Genomic DNA, 18,679 nt, shown 5'->3' on the forward strand with positions numbered 1-18,679 from the left:
CGCGGTCACACCGGCTCCACGAGGCGTGCGAGCAGCTCGACCAGCAGCCGCTCCGTCAACGACCTCGGGAGCGCCTCGATCATGGCGAGCAGAGGCGCCTGATCGTCCGGGAGGGCGCCGTCTCCGCTTCCGCCGATCCCCACCGCCTGCAGCACGGCGACCGCCGCATCCGAGTCCAGAGGGCTCTCCGCCAGGCCGTCGGGGAGCGTGTCCAGGACCGCGGCGGGATCGACCGGCGGGATGCCGCGCGCCTCGTCGGCCGCACCACGCAGCGCCGCCTCCAGCTCGTCCAGCCGCGATCCCGTGACGGGGGTGATCGTGAGGTGGGTGGTGTGCGGCAGTCGGGTGCCGTCCGCCTGGGTGAGGCCCGGCTGCAGCTGGAGGTGCCAGCCGCGCGCCCGTGCGCGGTCGGCCCAGTGATGCGGGTCCACCCGCCGCTCCGGGGGCAGGGACTCGTCCGTCGTCACGGCCAGGAGGGGCCCCGTCGGGGTCCCGAGCACGCGGAGACCCTCGATGTCCGCGACGAGGTCCGTCAGGGCGGCCGTCGACCGGCGGCACGAGTCCGCGAGCTCCGCCAGTCCCCTGGCCCCGAGCGCCTGGACGATCGCCCACGACGCCGCCAGCGCCGCGGCCGACTTCGAGCCGAGGAGGGTCGGATTCACGACGGGGTAGCCGGGCCATCCCGTCGTCGCGAAATACTGCAGCCGCTGGCGGTCGCGACCGCGCTGCAGCAGCACGCTCGCGCCTTTGGGCGCGTAGCCGAACTTGTGGAGATCGGCCGAGACGCTGGTCACCCCGGGCAGGCGGAAGTCCCACAGGGGAAGCGCCGAGCCGTCCGCCTCGCGCCAGAAGGGCAGGATCCACCCGCCGATGCAGCCGTCGACGTGCAGCGCGACGCCCGCCTCGGCGCACCCCTCGGCGACGATCTCGACCGGGTCCAGCGCTCCGTACGGGTACGACGGCGCGGAGACGACGACGAGCGCGACGTCCGGCGCGAGACGCTCCAGGAGACGCCGCGGGTCGATCCGCCCGGTGGCCGGGTCGACCGGCACCAGGTCGAGCGCCAGATCGAAGTACTCGGCCGCCTTCTGGAACGCCGCGTGCACGGTCACCGGGGCGAGGAGGCGGGCACGCCCCTCCCCTCCGGCCGCGCGCCACGCGTCCCGCGCCGTCTTGACGGCGAGGAGGCATGACTCGGTGCCGCCCGAGGTCACCGAGCCGACCACGTCATCGCCGCCGTGCAGCAGCTCGCGGGCGAATCCGACCACCTCGCGCTCCATCACCCCCACCGAGGTGAACGTGGTCGGATCGAGCCCGTTGACCGGCTGCACGAGCCGCATGGCCGAAGCCGCGAGCTCGTCGATCTCGGCCACGCCCGAGTCGTAGACGTAGCTGAGGACGCGGCCGCCGTGGGTCGGCGCATCGGCCGCGCGGAGGGCGGCGAGGCGGGCGAGCACGGCGCGGGAGTCAAACGAGACCATCGATGTCGTCCTTCCGGAGGCGGTAGCGAGTGAGCGGGAGGAGGCTGAGGGCGAGGAGCGCCGCCGGCACGGCGCTGAAGGCGAGCACGATCCCCGCCACCGCGGCGGCGGGCTGCGACGCGCCGGCCACGACGACGGTCGGGTCCGCAGAGCGCACGACATATCCGGTCACGGCGAGCACGACGGTGAGCACGGTCGCGCCGAGAGCCATGCCGGTGGTCTCCCCCGCGGTCCACATGCCGCCGAAGGTGCCGGCCCGGCCCGGCCCGTTGCGGCGGGCATCGTGCGAGATCACGTCCGGCAGCATCGCCATCGGCAGAGACTGCATGCCCGCGTACGCGGCGCCGGCGACGGCGACGGGGGCGTAGACCCAGTCGCCCGGCGCCCAGAGCAGCGCGACCATCGACAGCGATGCGAGCCCGAACAGGATGCTCGCCGCCACGAATCCCCGCTCCTTGCCGATGCGCCGCGCGACCACGCCCCACAGCGGGGTGACGATGAGAGCGGGACCGATCAGCGCGAGGAAGAGGAACGTCACCGCGTCCTCCGAGTGCAGCACCCAGGTGGCGACGTAGTTCGCGCCGGCGAGCATCAAACCCGTCGCCAGCCCCTGCAAGAGGAACGTCAACAGCAGCGCGCGGAAGGGCTGGCTGTCCCGCAGCACGCGCACCCCGGCCGCGTAGTTGGTGCGCAGTGTGACCAGCACCGACTCGCGGGGCGGCGCGACCGCTGCGGGAGCCTGCCGCGGAGCGACGAACGCCGAGATGAGCATCCCGCCGCCGATGGCGACACCGGCGATCAGGGCCATGACCGCGTAGCCGCCGAGCGACCGCAGCGCCGGCCCTCCCGCTCCGAACAGCAGGATGGCGAACGTCAGCACGACCACCCGCCAGGTCAGGAGCCGGGTCCGCTCGTCGTACCCGCTCGCGAGCTCGGCCGGGAGCGCGATGTACGGCACCTGGAACAGGCTGAACGCCGTGGCCGTGAGCACGAACGCGACCAGCACCCACGTCGCCGCCACCGCCTCCGGCGTGCCCGGCGGCACGGCGAACGTGAGCAGGAAGAACACGGGCAGGGCGATCGCCCCCAGCACCATCATCGGCCGCCGCGATCCCCGCGCCGCGAGCATCCGATCGCTCCGCGCCCCGATGACCGGATCGATGATCACGTCCCACACCTTCGCGACCGTGACGACGACGCCGGCCACCAGTGCGGCCACCCCGAGGCTGTCCGTCAGGTAGTAGACCAGCACGAGTCCGGGGAGCGTGGCGAAGCCACCCGTGCCCAGCGAACCGATGGCGTACCGGGCGACCGTCGGCCGGGTGAGCGTCTGCTCCGATGCGATCATGTCCGCATCGTATTGGATGCGGGGTCGGATGCCCGGCTACGTCGCCTCGGCGTCGAACGGCGGCACGGCGCCCGCCGGCAGTGCGCGGCGTGCCGCGGCGCTGGGACTCGCGGGCTTGATGGCGCTGGCGGGCGCGGGGGCGTCGTCGAGGAGCGCCTCGCGGATGATGCGGCGCGGGTCGTACTGGCGGGGGTCGAGCTTCTTCCAGTCGACCTCGTCGAATTCGGGGCCCATCTCGTCGCGCATGCGGCTCTTGGCTCCGTTGGCGAAGTCGCGCAGCGAGCGCACGAACTGGCCGAGTTTGCCTGCGTAGGTGGGGAGCCGCTCGGGACCGATGACGAAGGCAGCGATCACCGCGACGATGAGCAGCTTGTCGAAGGTCAGACCGAACACACGTTCAGAGTATCGTGCCGGCTTGCGCGGATGCTGGGTTCCCGGGCCGTATCCTGGACCGGAGGCAAGGAGCGCTGTGTCAGACAAGGACTCGAACTGGAGATTCGCCGACGACGTCATCGTCGAGAGCGAGGTGATCGCGCGGGCCCGCCAGCAGTCGCTGGAACTGGGAGTCGACCCGATCTCGCCCAGCACCGGGGCTCAGGCGGCCGTCGTCGTCGCCGCCACCGCCGCCGAGAACATCGTCGAGATCGGCACCGGTGTCGGCGTCTCCGGCCTCTGGCTGCTCACCGGCGGGACGAACGCTCAGCTGACCTCCATCGATCAGGAGCTCGACCACCAGCAGCACGCGCGCACCGCGTTCACCGAGGCGGGCATCGCCTCCAACCGGGTGCGCCTCATCACGGGCCGTGCGCTCGACGTCCTGCCCCGGATGAACGAGAACTCCTACGACATCGTCTTCATCGACGCGGACCCGCAGTCGGTCATCGAATACGTCGAGCACGGTCTGCGGCTCGTTCGCCCGGGCGGCACGGTGCTCGTTGCCCGCGCGCTCTGGCGCGGCCGCGTCGCCGACCCGGCCGCCCGCGACGACATCGCGACCGGGTTCCGCACCCTCATCACCGAGACGGCCGGTTCCGGCGCTGTCATCAGCGCCCTCTCGCCCGCGGGCGACGGCCTCCTGCAGCTCACCAAGCTGACCCCGTGAGCCGCGCCCCGGCCACGCCGGCGGGGCCACGCACTCGGGAAACGACGAACGGACCCTGATCGCTCAGGGTCCGTTCGAGGTGTTCGTGTCTAGGAGGCGCTCACGACGCTCGCCAGAGCATCGTGGAGTTCTTTGGCTTCCGCGTCGTTGACGGAGACCACCAGTCGTCCGCCGCCTTCGAGCGGCACACGCACGATGATGAGCCGTCCCTCCTTCACAGCCTCCATTGGCCCGTCCCCGGTCCTCGGCTTCATGGCCGCCATGCAGCTCCCCTTTCGTGGATGTCCCCCTATTATCCGACATCGGCGCCGACCTGTGGAAATCGAGGACGTACGCCGAAGGTCGCAGAGATCACGGCGGCGACCAGTCGGCGCCCGCGACGCCCCAGCAGATGGCGATCCAGCCGACCTGCATCGCGAGGAACAGCACGACCATCAGGACCCGGTAGACGCGGCTGCGCGGCAGCGCCAGCACACCGAGGAGCGGGAACAGGGGCAGGAGGAGCCGGAACGTGCTCGACTGCGGAAAGAAGACCGCTAAGAGGTACACGGAGTACGCGATCACCCAGAACAGCAGATCGGGTCCGAGCCGGCGCACCGGGGGCGAGAAGAGCAGCACGGCGTAGAGCGCGACGATCACCACCAGGGCGACGATGCCGACCCAGCCCGGGATGCCGAGCATCACGGTGGACCACCACTGCGCCCCCTGGAACCAGGGCGCGAACGGCACGAGGTGCACGTAGCCGATGTACGCGGCGCGCCAGGCGAATTCCGTGTCGGTGTACGCCGTCCACGACCCCGTCACGAGCCCGGCGATCGCGGGCCACGCGAGGCCCGCGAGCCCGCTGAACACCGTCAGGGACACGCTCAGCACGCGCTCGCGCACCGGGAAAGGGTCGGTGCCGCGGCGCGCCCAGCGGTAGATCACGTGGAGGCCGAGGGCGAGGGCGAAGGCGAGGCCGCTCGGGCGGGTGAACGCCATCACGAGCGTGACGGGGAACAGCCAGCCGTACCGGCGCTCGACGAGCAGCAGCAGCGCGACCGCCAGCAGCAGGATGCCCAGCGACTCGGCGTACGAGACCTGGAACAGCGGCGAGACCGGTGCGACGCAGAACAGCACGATCGCGAACAGCGCGGTGGACTCCGAGAGCCCGACGCGCCGCAGCAGGCGGTGGAACACCAACGCAGCGCCCGCACCGCAGGCGACGGAGACCAGCACCGAAGCGGGCGCCCACGACAACCGCGTGACGAACATGACGGCGTTCACGACGCCCGGGTACACCGGCATGAACGCCCACGCGTTCTCGGTCACGTGCCCGCCGTCGGTCGGCAGCGTCGAGGGATACCCCGAGACGGCGATGATGTTGTACCAGAGGCCGTCCCAGATGGTCGCGAACGAGAAGTAGTCCGGCTTCGGCCCGGTCCAGGGGTTCTGACCCTGGTTCGCCGCGAAGATCAGCAGAATGACGGTGGTGACGACGCGGCTCGCGACGAAGATCGCAAGCACGCGGACCCACCAGCGGGTCCACCACGGCGCCGCCGCCGCCGCGGAGCGCGCGGCGGCGGACGGCTCAGCGGGAGCCTGCGCCGGTGAGCCAGGCACGGAGCCCCGCCTCCACCGCGACGATCTGCTCCACGTCGACGCGCTCGTCGTCGGCGTGCGCCTTCAGCGGGTCGCCCGGGCCGTAGTTGACGGCGGGGATGCCGAGTGCGCTGAACCGCGCGACATCGGTCCAGCCGTACTTCGGCTTGGCCACGCCGCCGACCGCAGCGACGAACTCCTGTGCGAGCGGTGCGTCGAGGCCGGGGCGTGCGCCGTCCGCCCGGTCGACGACGGTGATCTCGTAGTCGCCGAACAGCTCGTGCATGTGGTCGATGGCCTCCTGCGAGCTGCGGGAGGGTGCGAACCGGTAGTTGATGTGCACCATCGCCTCGTCGGGGATGATGTTACCCGCGATGCCGCCGGAGATCCCGACCGCGTTCAGCCCCTCCTTGTAGACGAGCCCGTCGACCTCCACTTCGCGCGCCTCGTAGGCGGCGAGGATGTCGAGGACGGGCGCGACCTTGTGGATGGCGTTCTCGCCCACCCAGCCGCGGGCGGAGTGCGCACGCAGGCCGAAGGCGCGCACCTCGACGCGGAGGTTGCCGTTGCAGCCGCCCTCGACGACGCCGTTGCTCGGCTCCCCGAGGATCGCGAAGTCTCCGGCGAACAGATCGGGGCGGTTGCGCGAGAGCCGGTTGAGGCCGTTGAGCTCGGCGTTGACCTCCTCGTGGTCGTACCACATCCACGTCACGTCGATCGCGGGATCGGTGAGCTCGGCGGCGAGCTTCAGCTGCACGGCGGTGCCGGCCTTCATGTCGACGGTCCCGCGGCCCCACAGATAGGTGATACCGCCCTCGGTCTCGAAGCGCGTCGGCAGGTTGCCGTTGAGGGGAACGGTGTCGATGTGGCCGGCGATCAGCGCACGGCGATCCCGTCCGAGGTTCGTGCGGGCGACGATCGTGTCGCCGTCCCGGATCACCTCGAGGTGGTCGAGGCCGGCGAGGGCCTCCTCGATGGCGTCGGCCAGTTCCTTCTCGTTCCCGGAGACGGACTCGATGTCGCAGATCTGGCGGGTGAGGTCGGTGGAGGTGGCGCTGAGGTCGAGAGGCACCCTACTAATCTAGAGCCATGCCTTCCGAGATTGCTGACGAGTCCCCCGCGCCCGCCGCCTCCCGCACCGCGTGGGGATACGGACTCGCGACGGTCGCCGGCGACGGCACCGTGCTCGACACCTGGTACCCGTCGCCGCGCCTCGGCGGCATCCCGGCCGGTCGCGAGCCGTGGATCGCCCCGGCCGAGCTCGAGGCCCTGGCCGGCGAAGACGCCCGCCGGAACGTCCGCATCGACATCGTGACCGTCGAGATCGACCTCGACGCTCCCCCCGCCACCACGCCGGACGCCTACCTGCGCCTCCACCTGCTCTCGCACCTCCTCGTCGCGCCGAACACGGTCAACCTCGACGGCGTCTTCGCCCACCTCCCGATCGTCACCTGGACGAACGCCGGCCCGGTCCTCCCGGCCGACTTCGACCGCCTGCGCCCGGCCCTGCAACGCGCCGGCATCCACGCCACGGGCATCGACAAGTTCCCGCGCCTGCTCGACTACGTCACACCCGACCGCGTCCGCATCGCCGACGCCTCGCGCGTGCGCCTCGGCGCGCACCTCGCGCCGGGCACGACCGTGATGCACGAAGGCTTCGTCAACTTCAACGCCGGCACGCTCGGCTCCTCCATGGTCGAAGGCCGCATCTCGCAGGGCGTCGTCGTGGGCGACGGGTCCGACATCGGCGGCGGGGCCTCCATCATGGGCACACTCTCCGGCGGGGGTACCCAGCGCGTCGCGATCGGCGAACGTGCCCTGCTCGGCGCCAACTCCGGCATCGGCATCTCCATCGGCGACGACAGCGTCGTGGAGGCGGGCCTCTACGTCACGGCCGGCACGAAGGTCATCGTCGTCGACGCGGCCCCCACCGCCGACGGCCGCCCCCAGACGGTCAAGGCCGTCGAGCTGTCAGGCGTTCCCGGCCTGCTCTTCCGCCGCAACTCCGTCAGCGGAGCCGTCGAGGTGCTGCGCCGCGCCGGCTCGGGCGTCGAGCTCAACGCGGCGCTGCACGCCTGACGGTCGCGCCCTCACACCAGGGCGAGCACCGATCCCGGGTCGTGCAGGATGCGGCCGACGTCGGAGAGCAATCGGGAGGCCTGCTGGCCGTCCACGATCCGGTGATCGAACGACAGGGCGAGCGTGACCACGTCGCGCAGCGCGATGGCCCCGTCGTGCTCCCACGGCTGACGGCGCACAGCGCCGAGGGCCAGGATGGCGGCCTCCCCCGGCGTCAGGATGGGCGTGCCCGCGTCCACCCCGAACACGCCGACGTTGGTGATCGTGATCGTGCCGCCCGTCAGATCGGCCGGCGCGGTTCGTCCCGCCCGGGCCGTCTCCGCCAGGGAGCGGATCGCGGCGGCGAGCTCCGGCAGCGGCAGCAGGTCAGCGTCGCGGACGACCGGGACGAGCAGGCCGCGCGGCGTGGCGGCGGCGATGCCCAGGTGCACCGCACCCGACTGCACGATCTCCTGGGCGGTGTCGTCCCAGCGCGCGTTGACGTCGGGCGTGCGACGGATCGCGAGGCAGAGCGCCTTGGCGACGACGGCGAGGAGCCCCGGCCGGGCCTCGGCGGTCTCCGTGCGCGCCCGCAGCCGCTCGACGAGCTGCGAGGTGGCGGTCACATCGACCGTGACGAACACCGTCGCCTGCGGGGCGGAGAACGCGCTGCGGACCATGGCCTCGGCGGTCGCCTTGCGCACGCCGCGGATCGGGATTCGGGTGTCGCCCCGGGCGGGCGCCGTCGTGGCCGCGGCCACCGGGAGGCGGTTCGCTCCAGAGGTCTCGGACATGCGAGGCGATGTGGTCACGGCGTCGAGATCCTGGCGGGTGACGAGGCCGCGCTCGCCCGTCCCGGTGACGGTGGCGAGGTCGATGCCGCGCTCCCGCGCGAGTCTGCGCACCGGCGGTGTGGCCCGCGGGCGCTCGGCGGCGGCGGCGGTGGCGGCTGCGATGGCGGTCGAAGCGATCGGGGACGCGGTCTGCCCGTGCGACGCCGCGCCGGGCGCCCCGGTCAGGCCCGGCCGCGCCCGGCGCACGGGTCGCGACGTCGCGTCGGGCCGGGCACCGTAGCCGACCAGGGTCGGCTCCGGCACCTCGGCCTGGCCACCGGAGGCGGCAGCGGGAGCGGTCTCCGGCTCCGCACCCGCCACCTCGAAGGCGACGAGCGGCTCCCCCACCGCGACCGTCACGCCCGGCTCGACGTAGAGCCGCGACACCCGCCCGTCGTAGGGCGCGGGCAGCTCCACCAATGCCTTGGCCGTCTCGACCTCGGCGATGATCTGGTTGAGCCGCACACTGTCGCCGACGGCGACCTTCCAGCTCACCAGCTCCGATTCGGTGAGGCCCTCCCCGAGATCCGGCAGGGCGAAATCCTTGACCGCCATCAGTCCTCCACCCCCGTGAGCGAGTTCGGCCGGTCCATCGCGCGATCGATGCCGTCGAGGATGCGGTCCAGGTCGGGCAGGTGTGCGTGCTCCAGCCGGGCCGCCGGGTAGGGGATGTCGTGGCCGGTGACCCGCACCGGCGCGTGCTCGAGGTGGTAGAAGCAGCGTTCCGTGATCGAGGCGGAGATCTCCGCGCCGAGTCCGCCCGACAGCGCGGCCTCGTGCGTGACGACCAGTCTGCCGGTCTTGCGCACCGATGCGACCAGCGTGTCCAGGTCCAGCGGCGAGAGCGAGCGGAGGTCGACGACCTCGACCGAGACGCCCTCGTCGCCCGCCGCCACGGCCGCATCCCGCGCCAGCTGCACGAGACCGCCGTAGGTGACCAGCGTGACGTCGCCGCCCTCTGCGACGACGCGCGCGGTCCCCATCGGGCGGGCGTCCGCGAGCGCGGCCTCCTCGTCCACCTCCCCCTTGGCGTGGTAGCGGCGCTTGGGCTCGAAGTAGAGCACGGGATCGTCCGACGCGATGGCCTGCTGGATGAGCGTGTACGCGTCCTGCGGATCCGAGGGGCTCACCACCCGCAGCCCCGCCGCGTGCGCGAAGTACGCTTCGGGAGAGTCGGAGTGGTGCTCGGCAGCGCCGATCCCCCCGGCGAACGGCACGCGGATCGTGATCGGCATCCGCACGGCGCCGGCGGTCCGGTAGTGCATGCGCGCGACCTGGCTGACGATCTGGTCGAACGCGGGGTACACGAAGCCGTCGAACTGGATCTCGACCACCGGCCGGTAGCCGCGGTAGGCCATCCCCACGGCGGTGCCCAGGATGCCCGACTCGGCCAGAGGCGAGTCCATCACCCTGCGGGGGCCGAACTCCGTCTGCAGCCCATCCGTCACGCGGAAGACGCCGCCCAGCGTCCCGATGTCCTCCCCCATCAGCACGACGTGCGGGTCGTCGGCGAGGGCCTTGCGCAGGCCCGCGTTGATGGCCTTCGCCATCGTGAGAGCGGTCATCGTCCGTCGCCTCCGACGAAGGTGCGCAAGTAGCGCGAATAGTGATCGCGCTGCCGGGCCAGGCCGGAGTGGGACTCGGCGTACACGTTGTCGAAGACGGTGAGCGGGTCCGGGTCCTGCAGCGCCAGGCAGCCGGCCCGCATCTCCGCGGCGACCCGGTCGGCCTTCTCCTGGATGGCCGTCAGACGGGCCTCGTCGAGCCGTCCCAGGCCGTCCAGGTGTGCCTCGACACGCGCGATCGGGTCGCGCCCGCGCCACTCGTCGAGCTCCGCAGGGTCGCGGTAGCGCGTGGGATCGTCGGCGGTCGTGTGCGGCCCCATGCGGTAGGTGACCGCCTCGATGAAGGTCGGCCCGCCTCCGGAGCGGGCACGGTCGAGCGCCGCACGCGACGCGGCGAGGACGGCGAGCACGTCATTGCCGTCGACCCGGATGCTCGGCACGCCGAATCCGGGCGCGCGCTCGGCGATCGGCCGCTGAGCCTGCAGGCCGACCGGCTCCGAGATCGCGTACTGGTTGTTCTGGCAGAAGAACACGACGGGCGCGGAGTACGTCGCGGCGAAGATGAGCGCCTCGCTGACGTCCCCCTCGCTCGTCGCGCCGTCGCCGAAGTAGGCGACCGCGACCGCGTCCGTCCCGTCGGCCTGGATGCCCAGCGCGTATCCCGTCGCGTGCAGCGTCTGCGCGCCGATGATCACCTGCGGCGTCGCCATGTTGATGTCGTAGGGGTTCCAGCCGCTCTGCGCCGATCCGCGCCAGACGCGCAGCAGGTCGACGAGTCCCGCACCGCGGCAGTAGGCGACACCGTGCTCGCGGTAGCTGGAGAAGACGAAGTCGTCCGAGCGCAGGGCGCGCCCCGACCCGATCTGGGAGGCCTCCTGGCCCAGGAGGGGCGGCCACAGCCCCAGCTCACCCTGCCGCTGCAGAGCGGTCGCCTCGGCGTCGATGCGGCGGATCACGACCATGTCCTCGTAGAGGTCGAGCAGTTGGTCGTGGCCGATGTCCGAGATCCAGGCGTCGTACCGCACGTCGCTCAACCGCTCCCCTGCCGGGGTCAGGAGCTGGACCGTGTCGGCGCCCGCGGGGAGGCGGACGTCATCGAGGCCGCCGTCGCGGCCGAGGTGCACACCAGGCTGATTGTCGATCGTCACGGTTCACGCAACCTTCACTCTCACGCCCGGAGCGACGCGCTTGTGGCGGCCGGCTCCGGCATCCGGCCTCATTGCCGGAATCACTCGGAAGGCTACGCTGCGCGATCAGGGCGCACAACCAACGGCGTGTCGACCGTGCACTCTGCACTGTCCGGGCGCGGACGACCGTGCTACCTTTCACACTATGCGCACGTTCGACAGCACCGACCGCCGCATCCTCGTCGCCCTCGCCGATGACCCGCGCTCGACCAACGTCTCCCTCGCCGACCGGCTCGGCCTCAGCCGCAACACCGTGCAGGCGCGCGTCGCCGAGCTGGAGCGCAGCGGCGCCTTCCTGTCGTTCGAGCGGCGCATCGACGTGCGCGCGGCCGGCTACCCGCTGGCCGCGTACGTCACGGTGCACGTGCAGCAGCAGAAGCTCGCCGCGATCGTGGACCGCCTCTCGGCGATTCCCGAGATCGTGGAGGCGCACGGCCTGTCCGGCGCGTCGGACCTGCTGCTGCGGGTCGTGAGCCGCGACGCGGAGGACCTCTTCCGGATCACGGGCGCCATCCAGTCGACGGAGGGCGTGGTCCGCGCAGAGACCTCGCTCGACATGGGCGAGCTCATCCCCTACCGCCTGCGCCCCCTGCTCACCCGCGACTGACCCGGACGGTCGCCGAGGCGGCCCAGAGTCAGCCGCCTCGGCGGATTCGGCCCCATTTCTGGCCCTCTCGGTGAATGCGCGACGCCTCAGCTCAGCAGCGTGCGCAGTTCCGCGATGCGGCCGTCCCGGACCGTGACGATGTCGATGCCGCGGGCGACCGGGTCGCCCTCAGGACCGAAGGCCCAGGCCAGCGCACCGGTGTCGGCACCAGCGTACACGGGTCCGTCCGCGACGAAGACGAAGGTCTCCGGAGCGCCGTCGAGCAGCGCGGCGGCCTTCTCGGCCAGCGCGTCGCGACCGACGACCGAACCCTCCGGGTCGCTGAAGCGCACGTCCTCAGAGTAGACCTCGTCGATCGCTCCGCGGCGGGCGGCGGCGTCACGCTCGCCGAACACGCGTCGCAGGTTGCCGTCCAGCAGTTCGCGCACATCCGCCATGGTCTCTCCTCCGGTCGTGGGATGCTCTCATCCTTGCGCATCCCGGGTGGACGCGCGAAGGCCGCGCCGACCAGTGGTCGACGCGGCCTTCGGCTGCGATCAGAGCGGGGCTCAGCCCTCCGCGGGCTCCGAGGGGCCCTCGGACGCGGCGTCGCGGCCGTGCGTGTCGGCCTCGTCCGCGATCACCGGGGCGAGCGAGAGCTTGCCACGGTCGTCGATCTTGGTGATCTCCACGAGGATCTTCTGGCCGACACCGAGCACGTCCTCGACGTTCTCGACGCGCTTGCCGCCGGCGAGCTTGCGCACCTCGGAGATGTGCAGCAGGCCGTCCTTGCCCGGCAGGAGCGAGACGAACGCGCCGAACGCGGCGATCTTGACGACGGTTCCGAGGAACTGCTCGCCGATCTCCGGGTTGGTCGGGTTCGCGATCGCGTTGACCTGCGCGCGGGCGGCCTCGGCCGACGGTCCGTCGACGGCGCCGATGTAGACGGTGCCGTCCTCCTCGATGGAGATGTCGGCGCCGGTCTCGTCCTGGATGGCGTTGATCGTCTTGCCCTTCGGGCCGATCAGCTCGCCGATCTTGTCGACCGGGATCTGGACCGAGATCACGCGGGGCGCGGTCGGGGCCATCTCGTCGGGCGTGTCGATCGCCGCGTTCAGGACGCTGAGGATCGTGGTGCGGGCGTCCTTCGCCTGGGTCAGCGCGCCGGCCAGGACCGACGACGGGATGCCGTCGAGCTTGGTGTCGAGCTGGATGGCGGTGACGAACTCGCTGGTGCCCGCGACCTTGAAGTCCATGTCACCGAGCGCGTCCTCCGCGCCCAGGATGTCGGTGAGCGCCGCGTAGCGGGTCTCACCGTCGACGACGTCCGAGATCAGGCCCATCGCGATGCCTGCGACCGGGGCGCGCAGCGGCACGCCGGCGTTCAGCAGCGAGAGGGTGGAGGCACAGACGGAGCCCATCGAGGTCGAGCCGTTGGAGCCGAGGGCCTCGGACACCTGACGGATCGCGTACGGGAACTCCTCGCGGCTCGGCAGCACCGGCACGAGGGCGCGCTCGGCGAGGAAGCCGTGCCCGATCTCGCGACGCTTCGGCGAGCCCACACGACCGGTCTCACCGGTCGAGTAGGGCGGGAAGTTGTAGTGGTGCAGGTAGCGCTTCTTGGTGACCGGCGAGAGCGAGTCGATCTGCTGCTCCATCTTGAGCATGTTCAGCGTGGTGACGCCCAGGATCTGGGTCTCGCCGCGCTGGAAGATCGCCGAGCCGTGGACGCGCGGGATGACCTGCACCTCGGCGTCGAGCGGACGGATATCGGTCAGGCCACGGCCGTCGATGCGGATGCCCTCGCGCAGCACGCGACCGCGCATGACGACCTTCGAGACCGACTTGTACGCCGCGGAGAACTGGGTGAGGACCTCCGCGTCGAGCACGCCGGCCTCCACCTTCTCGGTGAGGGCGACCTTGACGCGCTCCTTGAGGGCGTCGTCGGCGTTCTGGCGCTCGATCTTGTCGGCGATCTGGTAGACGTTCACGAGCTCGTCGTAGGCGAGACCGGCGACGTTGTCGTAGGTGTTCTGCGAGTAGGGCAGGAACACCGGGTAGTCGGCGATCGCCTTCGCGGACTGCGAGGCGAGCACGGTCTGGGCGCCGACGAGCTGGCGGATGAACGGCTTCGCCGCCTCCAGGCCCTGCGCCACGACCTCTTCGCTGGGCTTGACGGCGCCGCCCTGGATGAGGTTCCAGCTGTTCTCGGTGGCTTCGGCCTCGACCATCATGATCGCGACGTCGCCCTCGGAGCCGTCCTCGTTGGTGAGCACGCGGCCCGCGACGACGAGGTCGAACACGGCCTCCTCGAGCTGCGACGCCTTCGGGAAGGCGATCCACTGGTCCTCGTGCTGTCCGTTGCCGGGGATGAGGGCAAGGCGCACACCCGCGATCGGGCCGGAGAACGGCAGACCGGAGATCTGCGTCGAGGCGCTGGCCGCGTTGATGGCGAGCGCGTCGTAGAACTCGTCGGGAGCGATGCTCAGGACGGTGATGACGATCTGCACCTCGTTGCGGAGGCCGTCGACGAACGACGGGCGCAGCGGGCGGTCGATCAGGCGGCAGACGAGGATCGCCTCGGTCGAGGGGCGGCCCTCACGGCGGAAGAACGAGCCGGGGATCTTGCCGGCAGCGTACGAGCGCTCTTCCACGTCGACGGTCAGCGGGAAGAAGTCGAAGTTGTCCTTCGGGTGCTTGCTGGCGCTCGTCGCGCTCAGCAGCATCGTCTCCTCGTCGAGGTACGCGGCGACGGCGCCCTGCGCCTGCTGGGCGAGGCGTCCGGTCTCGAACCGGACGGTGCGGGTGCCGAAGCGGCCGTTGTCGAGCACGGCTTCGGCGAACTTGATTTCGGGACCTTCCAAGAGGTCTTTCTCCTTTGTTTAACGTCGCGGCCCCGTGTGGGCGCGACTCTCCAAGGAGCGAGCAGGCAGTTCGACACAGTTGTGCGTGTACGCGGCATCCCAGGCGAATGCGTGGGCTGAGCCCGTCTGGCCATCAGTAGAAATACACGGCTGCTCCGTCGACGCTGTCGTCGCGGGCATCCGGATACCACCACCGAGGACCAGCTCCTGCCGGCCTGCTCCGGTCGGCCGGCGCACGGCCGACCACCCAGCATCCTATCAGTCGAGGCCGCCTCGGCGGCGGATGGGGCGGATCAGAGCGCCAGGGTCGCCCGCGCCGCGTCGGCGAGCGCGGCGCCGTAGGCCGGGCCGTGGCCGGCCGCGTGCACCGCGAGCGGGTGCAGCTGGTGCAGCGGGAGGCGCGCGCGCCAGCCCGCACGCAGCGGGCGCGCGGCGTCGTACCCCGCCACGATGTCGTCGAGGAAAGGGGCACCGAAGAGCGCCAGCATCGCGAGATCGGTCTCGCGGTGTCCGCCGTGCGCGGCCGGGTCGATGAGCACGGCGCCATGAGGCGACCAGAGCACGTTGCCGTTCCACAGGTCGCCGTGGAGGCGGGCGGGCGCCTCGTCGTCGTCGAGCTCGCCGGACTCGACGCGCTCGACGGCCGCCCGGATGACCGGGAGCTGCGATGCCGTCACGGTGCCGGCCTCCACGGCGACGTCGAGGTACGGCCGGATGCGATCACGGGCGTAGAACCGGCCCCAGGACGTCTCATGGGCGATCGGGAGCGTCCGGCGTCCGATGTAGAGCGGACCGCCCCATCCGTCCGGCGGCGCGCCGAACGCGTCGGCGCCGGCGGCGTGGGTCGCGGCGAGCCCGGCGCCGAGGTCGCACGCGGCCCCGGCCGAGGGGCGCGCCTCGGCGATGCGCTCGAGCTCGATCCGTCCGGGGGCGACGCTCGCGACCCGCACGACGCGCGCTCCACCCTCGCTCTCGGCGGCGGCGAGCCAGGCGAGTCCCGCGGCCTCCGCCTCGAAGAACCGGTCGGGCGCGTCACGGCGCTCCTTCACGATGGTCTGCACGCGTTCCAGGCTACGCGGCGTACGATCTGCGCATGGACGAGGGAGTCTCGCGCAGTGTGCGCCCGCTCGTGGGCGCGTCGTGGCGGCGCGCCGAACGGGCCCGCCTCGACCCCGAGCGGGTGAGCGCGCCGCTGGTGCTCGACGGCCCCGAGCTCGAGGACGCGCGTCGTGCGCATCCCATCGCGGCGGCGCTCCCTGTCATCCGTCAGCTGCTGGTGCGCGACGCAGAGCCGGACAGCCGCGTGGTGGTCGCTGTGGGCGACGCGCGCGGGCGCCTGCTCTGGGTGGAGGGCGACCCCGTGCTGCGCCAGCAGGCGGAGGGGATGCTGTTCGTCCCCGGGGCGGCCTGGGCCGAAGGCGACGTGGGCACCTCGGCGCCGGGAACGGCGTTGGCCATCGGCGGCGGCGTGCAGATCCGCGGGTCGGAGCACTTCTCATTCGAGGTGAAGCCGTGGAGTTGCACGGCCGTGCCCGTCCACGACCCCGAGACGGGCGAGATCATCGGGGTGCTGGACGTGACCGGAGGCGACCAGGTCGCGGCGCCGCACGTCCTGCCGATGCTGGAGGCGACGGTGGCCGCGGTGGAGCGCGAACTGCTTATCGCCCGCCTGCGGGAGGCGAGCGCGGGAGGCCGCGGCCGGCGCGAACGGCCGCGCCCGGCGATCCCGTCGCTGCGGGTGCTGGGCCGCGATACCGGGGAGCTCACGGGCACGAGCGGACGCTCGGGGACCTTGAGCAGCCGGCACAGCGAGCTGCTCACCCTTCTGGCCTGGCACCGGGACGGGCTCTCGGCCGAGCGCCTCGCCGAGCTCGTGTACGGCGACCCGCGCAGCATCGTGACCCTGCGTGCCGAGATGGTGCGCCTGCGGCGAGCGCTCGCGGGCGTCGCTCCCGAGCTCGGGCCGCTCGCGCGGCCGTACCGGCTCGCCGCTCCGCTGGAGACGGATCTGGGCGGGGTGGTCGACCTGCAACGGCGCGGCGCGCACCGGGCGGCGGTCGCCGCGTATGGCGGCGGCCCCCTCCCCGGCTCCGACGCCCCGGGGCTCGAGGAGCTGCGGGAGGATGTGGTCGCCCGGCTGCGGGAGGCGCTGCTCGAGTCGGGGTCCGCCGACCTGCTGATCGCCTGGGGCGAGACCGAGCGCGGGTCGGCCGACGACGAGATCTGGCGCGCTGCGCTGCAGGCGCTGCCGCCGCACTCGCCGCGCCGCGCCCAGGTCGTCGCGCGGCTCCTCGCCCTCGAGCGCTGAGAGCGCCCCCTCGCATTTGGACCAAATGTCGTGATTCGCGCACTCAGAGTGCACATTCGGTCCGAATGTGCAGGCGCGTGTCCACGCAACGGGATGCAACGTGAGGCTGCGTAGCGTCAGGACCGACGGCACGCGACGGCGCGGGCCGCGCGAGTCGAAGGAGACTGTCATGACCTTGACCCCCGAGCAGACCGGCGCCCCGGAGGCGCCCGCACCCGCGGCGGAGGCGCCGAGCGTGTACGCCCAGCCCGGCACGGAGGGCGCCGTCGTCAACTACGCCACCCGGTACGACCACTACATCGGCGGCCGGTACGTCGCCCCGGCGAGCGGCCAGTACTTCGAGGACGTCACCCCGGTGACCGGCCGCCCCTTCACCGAGATCGCCCGCGGCACCGCCGCCGACGTCGATCGCGCCGTGGACGCGGCCTGGGCTGCCTTCCCGGCCTGGGGCAAGACCTCCGTCGCCGAACGCGCCCTGCTCCTCACCCGTATCGCCGACCGCATGGAGGCCAACCTCGAGCTGCTCGCGGTCGCCGAGACCTGGGACAACGGCAAGCCGGTGCGCGAGACGCTCGCCGCCGACATCCCGCTGGCGATCGACCACTTCCGCTACTTCGCCGGGGCCCTGCGCGCTCAGGAGGGCGGCATCAGCGAGATCGACCACGACACCGTCGCGTACCACTTCCACGAGCCGCTCGGCGTGGTCGCGCAGATCATCCCGTGGAACTTCCCCCTCCTCATGGCGACCTGGAAGCTCGCGCCGGCCCTCGCCGCGGGCAACTGCGTGGTCCTGAAGCCGGCGGAGCAGACTCCGGCGTCCATCCATGTCTGGCTCGATCTCGTGCGCGACCTCCTTCCGGACGGCGTGCTCAACATCGTCAACGGATTCGGGTTCGAGGCCGGCGCCCCGCTGGCGTCGCACCCGCGCGTCCGCAAGGTCGCCTTCACCGGCGAGACCACCACGGGCCGGCTCATCATGCAGTATGCGAGCGAGAACCTGATCCCGGTCACGCTCGAGCTCGGCGGCAAGAGCCCGAACATCTTCTTCGACGACGTCGCGGCCGAGCGCGACTCGTTCTACGACAAGGCGCTCGAGGGCTTCTCATTCTTCGCGCTCAACCAGGGCGAGGTCTGCACCTGCCCGTCGCGCGCCCTCGTGCAGCGATCGATCTACGACGGATTCGTCGCCGACGGCCTCGAACGGGTCAAGCGCATCACGCAGGGCAACCCGCTCGACGTCTCGACGATGATCGGCGCGCAGGCGTCCAACGACCAGCTGGAGAAGATCTTGTCGTACATGGACATCGGCAAGAAGGAGGGGGCGAAACTGCTGACCGGCGGCGAGCGCGCCGATCTGGGCGGCGACCTCGCGGGCGGCTACTACGTGCAGCCCACGGTGTTCGAGGGCCAGAACTCGATGCGCATCTTCCAGGAGGAGATCTTCGGGCCGGTGCTCGCGCTCACCAGCTTCTCCGACTTCGATGACGCCATCGCGATGGCCAACGACACGCTCTACGGCCTCGGCGCGGGCGTATGGAGCCGCAACGGCTCCCAGCTGTACCGGGCAGGCCGCGCCATCGAGGCCGGACGCGTCTGGTCGAACACCTACCACCAGTACCCGGCGCACGCGGCGTTCGGCGGCTACAAGCAGTCCGGCATCGGTCGGGAGAACCACCGCATGATGCTCGACCACTACCAGCAGACGAAGAACCTCCTCGTCTCGTACGCCGACGGCCCGATGGGCTTCTTCTAGGAGTCGCGGTGTC

General features: G+C 71.7%; 17 protein-coding genes. 5 read left to right on the forward strand and 12 right to left on the reverse strand.

Going from position 1 to position 18,679, the window contains the following annotated elements; all coding sequences use genetic code 11:
- Positions 1-5 precede the first annotated feature (5 nt).
- Genes LLS1_RS06030 through LLS1_RS06040 form a run of 3 tightly spaced genes read right to left on the reverse strand, consistent with a single transcriptional unit; the run spans position 6 to position 3,222 of the window.
- Entirely contained in the window at positions 6-1,481 is a 1,476-nt protein-coding gene (locus LLS1_RS06030) for an aspartate aminotransferase family protein (protein WP_226654001.1), read from the reverse strand.
- Positions 1,468-2,829 (reverse strand): MFS transporter, encoded by a 1,362-nt coding sequence (locus LLS1_RS06035; protein ID WP_226654002.1) that lies wholly within the window; start codon positions 2,827-2,829, stop codon positions 1,468-1,470. The genes LLS1_RS06030 and LLS1_RS06035 overlap by 14 nt, the downstream gene beginning before the upstream one ends.
- A 36-nt stretch (positions 2,830-2,865) precedes the next feature.
- Positions 2,866-3,222 carry a twin-arginine translocase TatA/TatE family subunit gene (locus LLS1_RS06040; RefSeq protein ID WP_226654003.1) on the reverse strand — a complete coding sequence of 119 codons (357 nt, stop codon included), beginning with the start codon at positions 3,220-3,222 and terminating at the stop codon, positions 2,866-2,868.
- Between the two features lie 76 nt (positions 3,223-3,298).
- Between LLS1_RS06040 and LLS1_RS06045 the strand changes: the two genes are divergently transcribed.
- On the forward strand, positions 3,299-3,931 hold the full coding sequence (locus LLS1_RS06045) for an O-methyltransferase (RefSeq protein ID WP_226654004.1): 633 nt from the start codon (positions 3,299-3,301) through the stop codon (positions 3,929-3,931).
- A gap of 89 nt (positions 3,932-4,020) precedes the next feature.
- Here LLS1_RS06045 and LLS1_RS06050 read toward each other — a convergent pair whose 3' ends face one another.
- From LLS1_RS06050 to dapE, 3 genes are all read right to left on the reverse strand, one after another.
- Positions 4,021-4,194, reverse strand: a complete 174-nt coding sequence (locus LLS1_RS06050) for a DUF3117 domain-containing protein (RefSeq protein WP_021764147.1) — start codon at positions 4,192-4,194, stop codon at positions 4,021-4,023.
- Between the two features lie 88 nt (positions 4,195-4,282).
- Positions 4,283-5,533: a hypothetical protein gene (locus LLS1_RS06055; RefSeq protein ID WP_226654005.1), complete on the reverse strand. Its 1,251-nt coding sequence runs from the start codon at positions 5,531-5,533 to the stop codon at positions 4,283-4,285.
- Positions 5,502-6,584: a succinyl-diaminopimelate desuccinylase gene (gene dapE / locus LLS1_RS06060; RefSeq protein WP_226654006.1), complete on the reverse strand. Its 1,083-nt coding sequence runs from the start codon at positions 6,582-6,584 to the stop codon at positions 5,502-5,504. The genes LLS1_RS06055 and dapE overlap by 32 nt, the downstream gene beginning before the upstream one ends.
- A gap of 17 nt (positions 6,585-6,601) precedes the next feature.
- On the opposite strand from dapE, the gene dapD reads away from it, so the two are divergent.
- A complete protein-coding gene (gene dapD / locus LLS1_RS06065) occupies positions 6,602-7,591 on the forward strand; it encodes a 2,3,4,5-tetrahydropyridine-2,6-dicarboxylate N-succinyltransferase (protein ID WP_223360424.1) in 990 nt (329 codons plus the stop codon).
- An 11-nt stretch (positions 7,592-7,602) separates the two neighbouring features.
- On the opposite strand, the gene LLS1_RS06070 is transcribed toward dapD, so the two are convergent.
- The 3 genes from LLS1_RS06070 to pdhA are packed head-to-tail and all read right to left on the reverse strand — an operon-like array spanning position 7,603 to position 11,116.
- Entirely contained in the window at positions 7,603-8,958 is a 1,356-nt protein-coding gene (locus LLS1_RS06070) for a dihydrolipoamide acetyltransferase family protein (RefSeq protein ID WP_226654007.1), read from the reverse strand.
- On the reverse strand, positions 8,958-9,968 hold the full coding sequence (locus tag LLS1_RS06075; protein ID WP_226654008.1) for an alpha-ketoacid dehydrogenase subunit beta: 1,011 nt from the start codon (positions 9,966-9,968) through the stop codon (positions 8,958-8,960). The genes LLS1_RS06070 and LLS1_RS06075 overlap by 1 nt, the downstream gene beginning before the upstream one ends.
- On the reverse strand, positions 9,965-11,116 hold the full coding sequence (pdhA, locus tag LLS1_RS06080) for a pyruvate dehydrogenase (acetyl-transferring) E1 component subunit alpha (RefSeq protein WP_374758240.1): 1,152 nt from the start codon (positions 11,114-11,116) through the stop codon (positions 9,965-9,967). The genes LLS1_RS06075 and pdhA overlap by 4 nt, the downstream gene beginning before the upstream one ends.
- Before the next feature lie 184 nt (positions 11,117-11,300).
- Between pdhA and LLS1_RS06085 the strand changes: the two genes are divergently transcribed.
- Complete coding sequence (locus LLS1_RS06085; RefSeq protein ID WP_223360421.1) at positions 11,301-11,762, forward strand: Lrp/AsnC family transcriptional regulator; 462 nt, start codon at positions 11,301-11,303, stop codon at positions 11,760-11,762.
- Between the two features lie 86 nt (positions 11,763-11,848).
- Here the strand turns inward: LLS1_RS06085 and LLS1_RS06090 are convergent, their stop codons facing one another.
- The 3 genes from LLS1_RS06090 to LLS1_RS06100 form a co-directional block, all read right to left on the reverse strand.
- Positions 11,849-12,199, reverse strand: a complete 351-nt coding sequence (locus LLS1_RS06090; protein WP_226654009.1) for a nuclear transport factor 2 family protein — start codon at positions 12,197-12,199, stop codon at positions 11,849-11,851.
- A gap of 111 nt (positions 12,200-12,310) precedes the next feature.
- On the reverse strand, positions 12,311-14,605 hold the full coding sequence (locus LLS1_RS06095) for a polyribonucleotide nucleotidyltransferase (protein WP_223360420.1): 2,295 nt from the start codon (positions 14,603-14,605) through the stop codon (positions 12,311-12,313).
- 293 nt (positions 14,606-14,898) lie between these two features.
- On the reverse strand, positions 14,899-15,657 hold the full coding sequence (locus LLS1_RS06100; RefSeq protein WP_226654050.1) for a fructosamine kinase family protein: 759 nt from the start codon (positions 15,655-15,657) through the stop codon (positions 14,899-14,901).
- Between the two features lie 41 nt (positions 15,658-15,698).
- Between LLS1_RS06100 and LLS1_RS06105 the strand changes: the two genes are divergently transcribed.
- Both LLS1_RS06105 and LLS1_RS06110 read left to right on the forward strand, forming a co-directional pair.
- Positions 15,699-16,913: a helix-turn-helix domain-containing protein gene (locus LLS1_RS06105; RefSeq protein ID WP_226654010.1), complete on the forward strand. Its 1,215-nt coding sequence runs from the start codon at positions 15,699-15,701 to the stop codon at positions 16,911-16,913.
- A gap of 169 nt (positions 16,914-17,082) precedes the next feature.
- Positions 17,083-18,666, forward strand: coding sequence for an aldehyde dehydrogenase family protein (locus tag LLS1_RS06110; protein WP_226654011.1), 1,584 nt, complete (start codon positions 17,083-17,085; stop codon positions 18,664-18,666).
- Positions 18,667-18,679: the final 13 nt, after the last annotated feature.

Origin of the sequence: Leifsonia sp. LS1, from assembly GCF_020521355.1 — a bacterium.
In the GTDB taxonomy this organism is placed as follows: domain Bacteria; phylum Actinomycetota; class Actinomycetes; order Actinomycetales; family Microbacteriaceae; genus Leifsonia.

Excerpts from the sequence above, each read along its gene's own strand:
- LLS1_RS06075 (WP_226654008.1), bottom strand. The coding sequence starts at position 9,968 with ATGACCGCTCTCACGATGGCGAAGGCCATCAACGCGGGCCTGCGCAAG.
- LLS1_RS06030 (WP_226654001.1), bottom strand. The coding sequence starts at position 1,481 with ATGGTCTCGTTTGACTCCCGCGCCGTGCTCGCCCGCCTCGCCGCCCTC.
- dapD (WP_223360424.1), top strand. The coding sequence starts at position 6,602 with ATGCCTTCCGAGATTGCTGACGAGTCCCCCGCGCCCGCCGCCTCCCGC.
- LLS1_RS06035 (WP_226654002.1), bottom strand. The coding sequence starts at position 2,829 with ATGATCGCATCGGAGCAGACGCTCACCCGGCCGACGGTCGCCCGGTAC.
- LLS1_RS06070 (WP_226654007.1), bottom strand. The coding sequence starts at position 8,958 with ATGGCGGTCAAGGATTTCGCCCTGCCGGATCTCGGGGAGGGCCTCACC.
- LLS1_RS06110 (WP_226654011.1), top strand. The coding sequence starts at position 17,083 with ATGACCTTGACCCCCGAGCAGACCGGCGCCCCGGAGGCGCCCGCACCC.
- LLS1_RS06105 (WP_226654010.1), top strand. The coding sequence starts at position 15,699 with ATGGACGAGGGAGTCTCGCGCAGTGTGCGCCCGCTCGTGGGCGCGTCG.
- LLS1_RS06050 (WP_021764147.1), bottom strand. The coding sequence starts at position 4,194 with ATGGCGGCCATGAAGCCGAGGACCGGGGACGGGCCAATGGAGGCTGTG.
- LLS1_RS06085 (WP_223360421.1), top strand. The coding sequence starts at position 11,301 with ATGCGCACGTTCGACAGCACCGACCGCCGCATCCTCGTCGCCCTCGCC.
- LLS1_RS06090 (WP_226654009.1), bottom strand. The coding sequence starts at position 12,199 with ATGGCGGATGTGCGCGAACTGCTGGACGGCAACCTGCGACGCGTGTTC.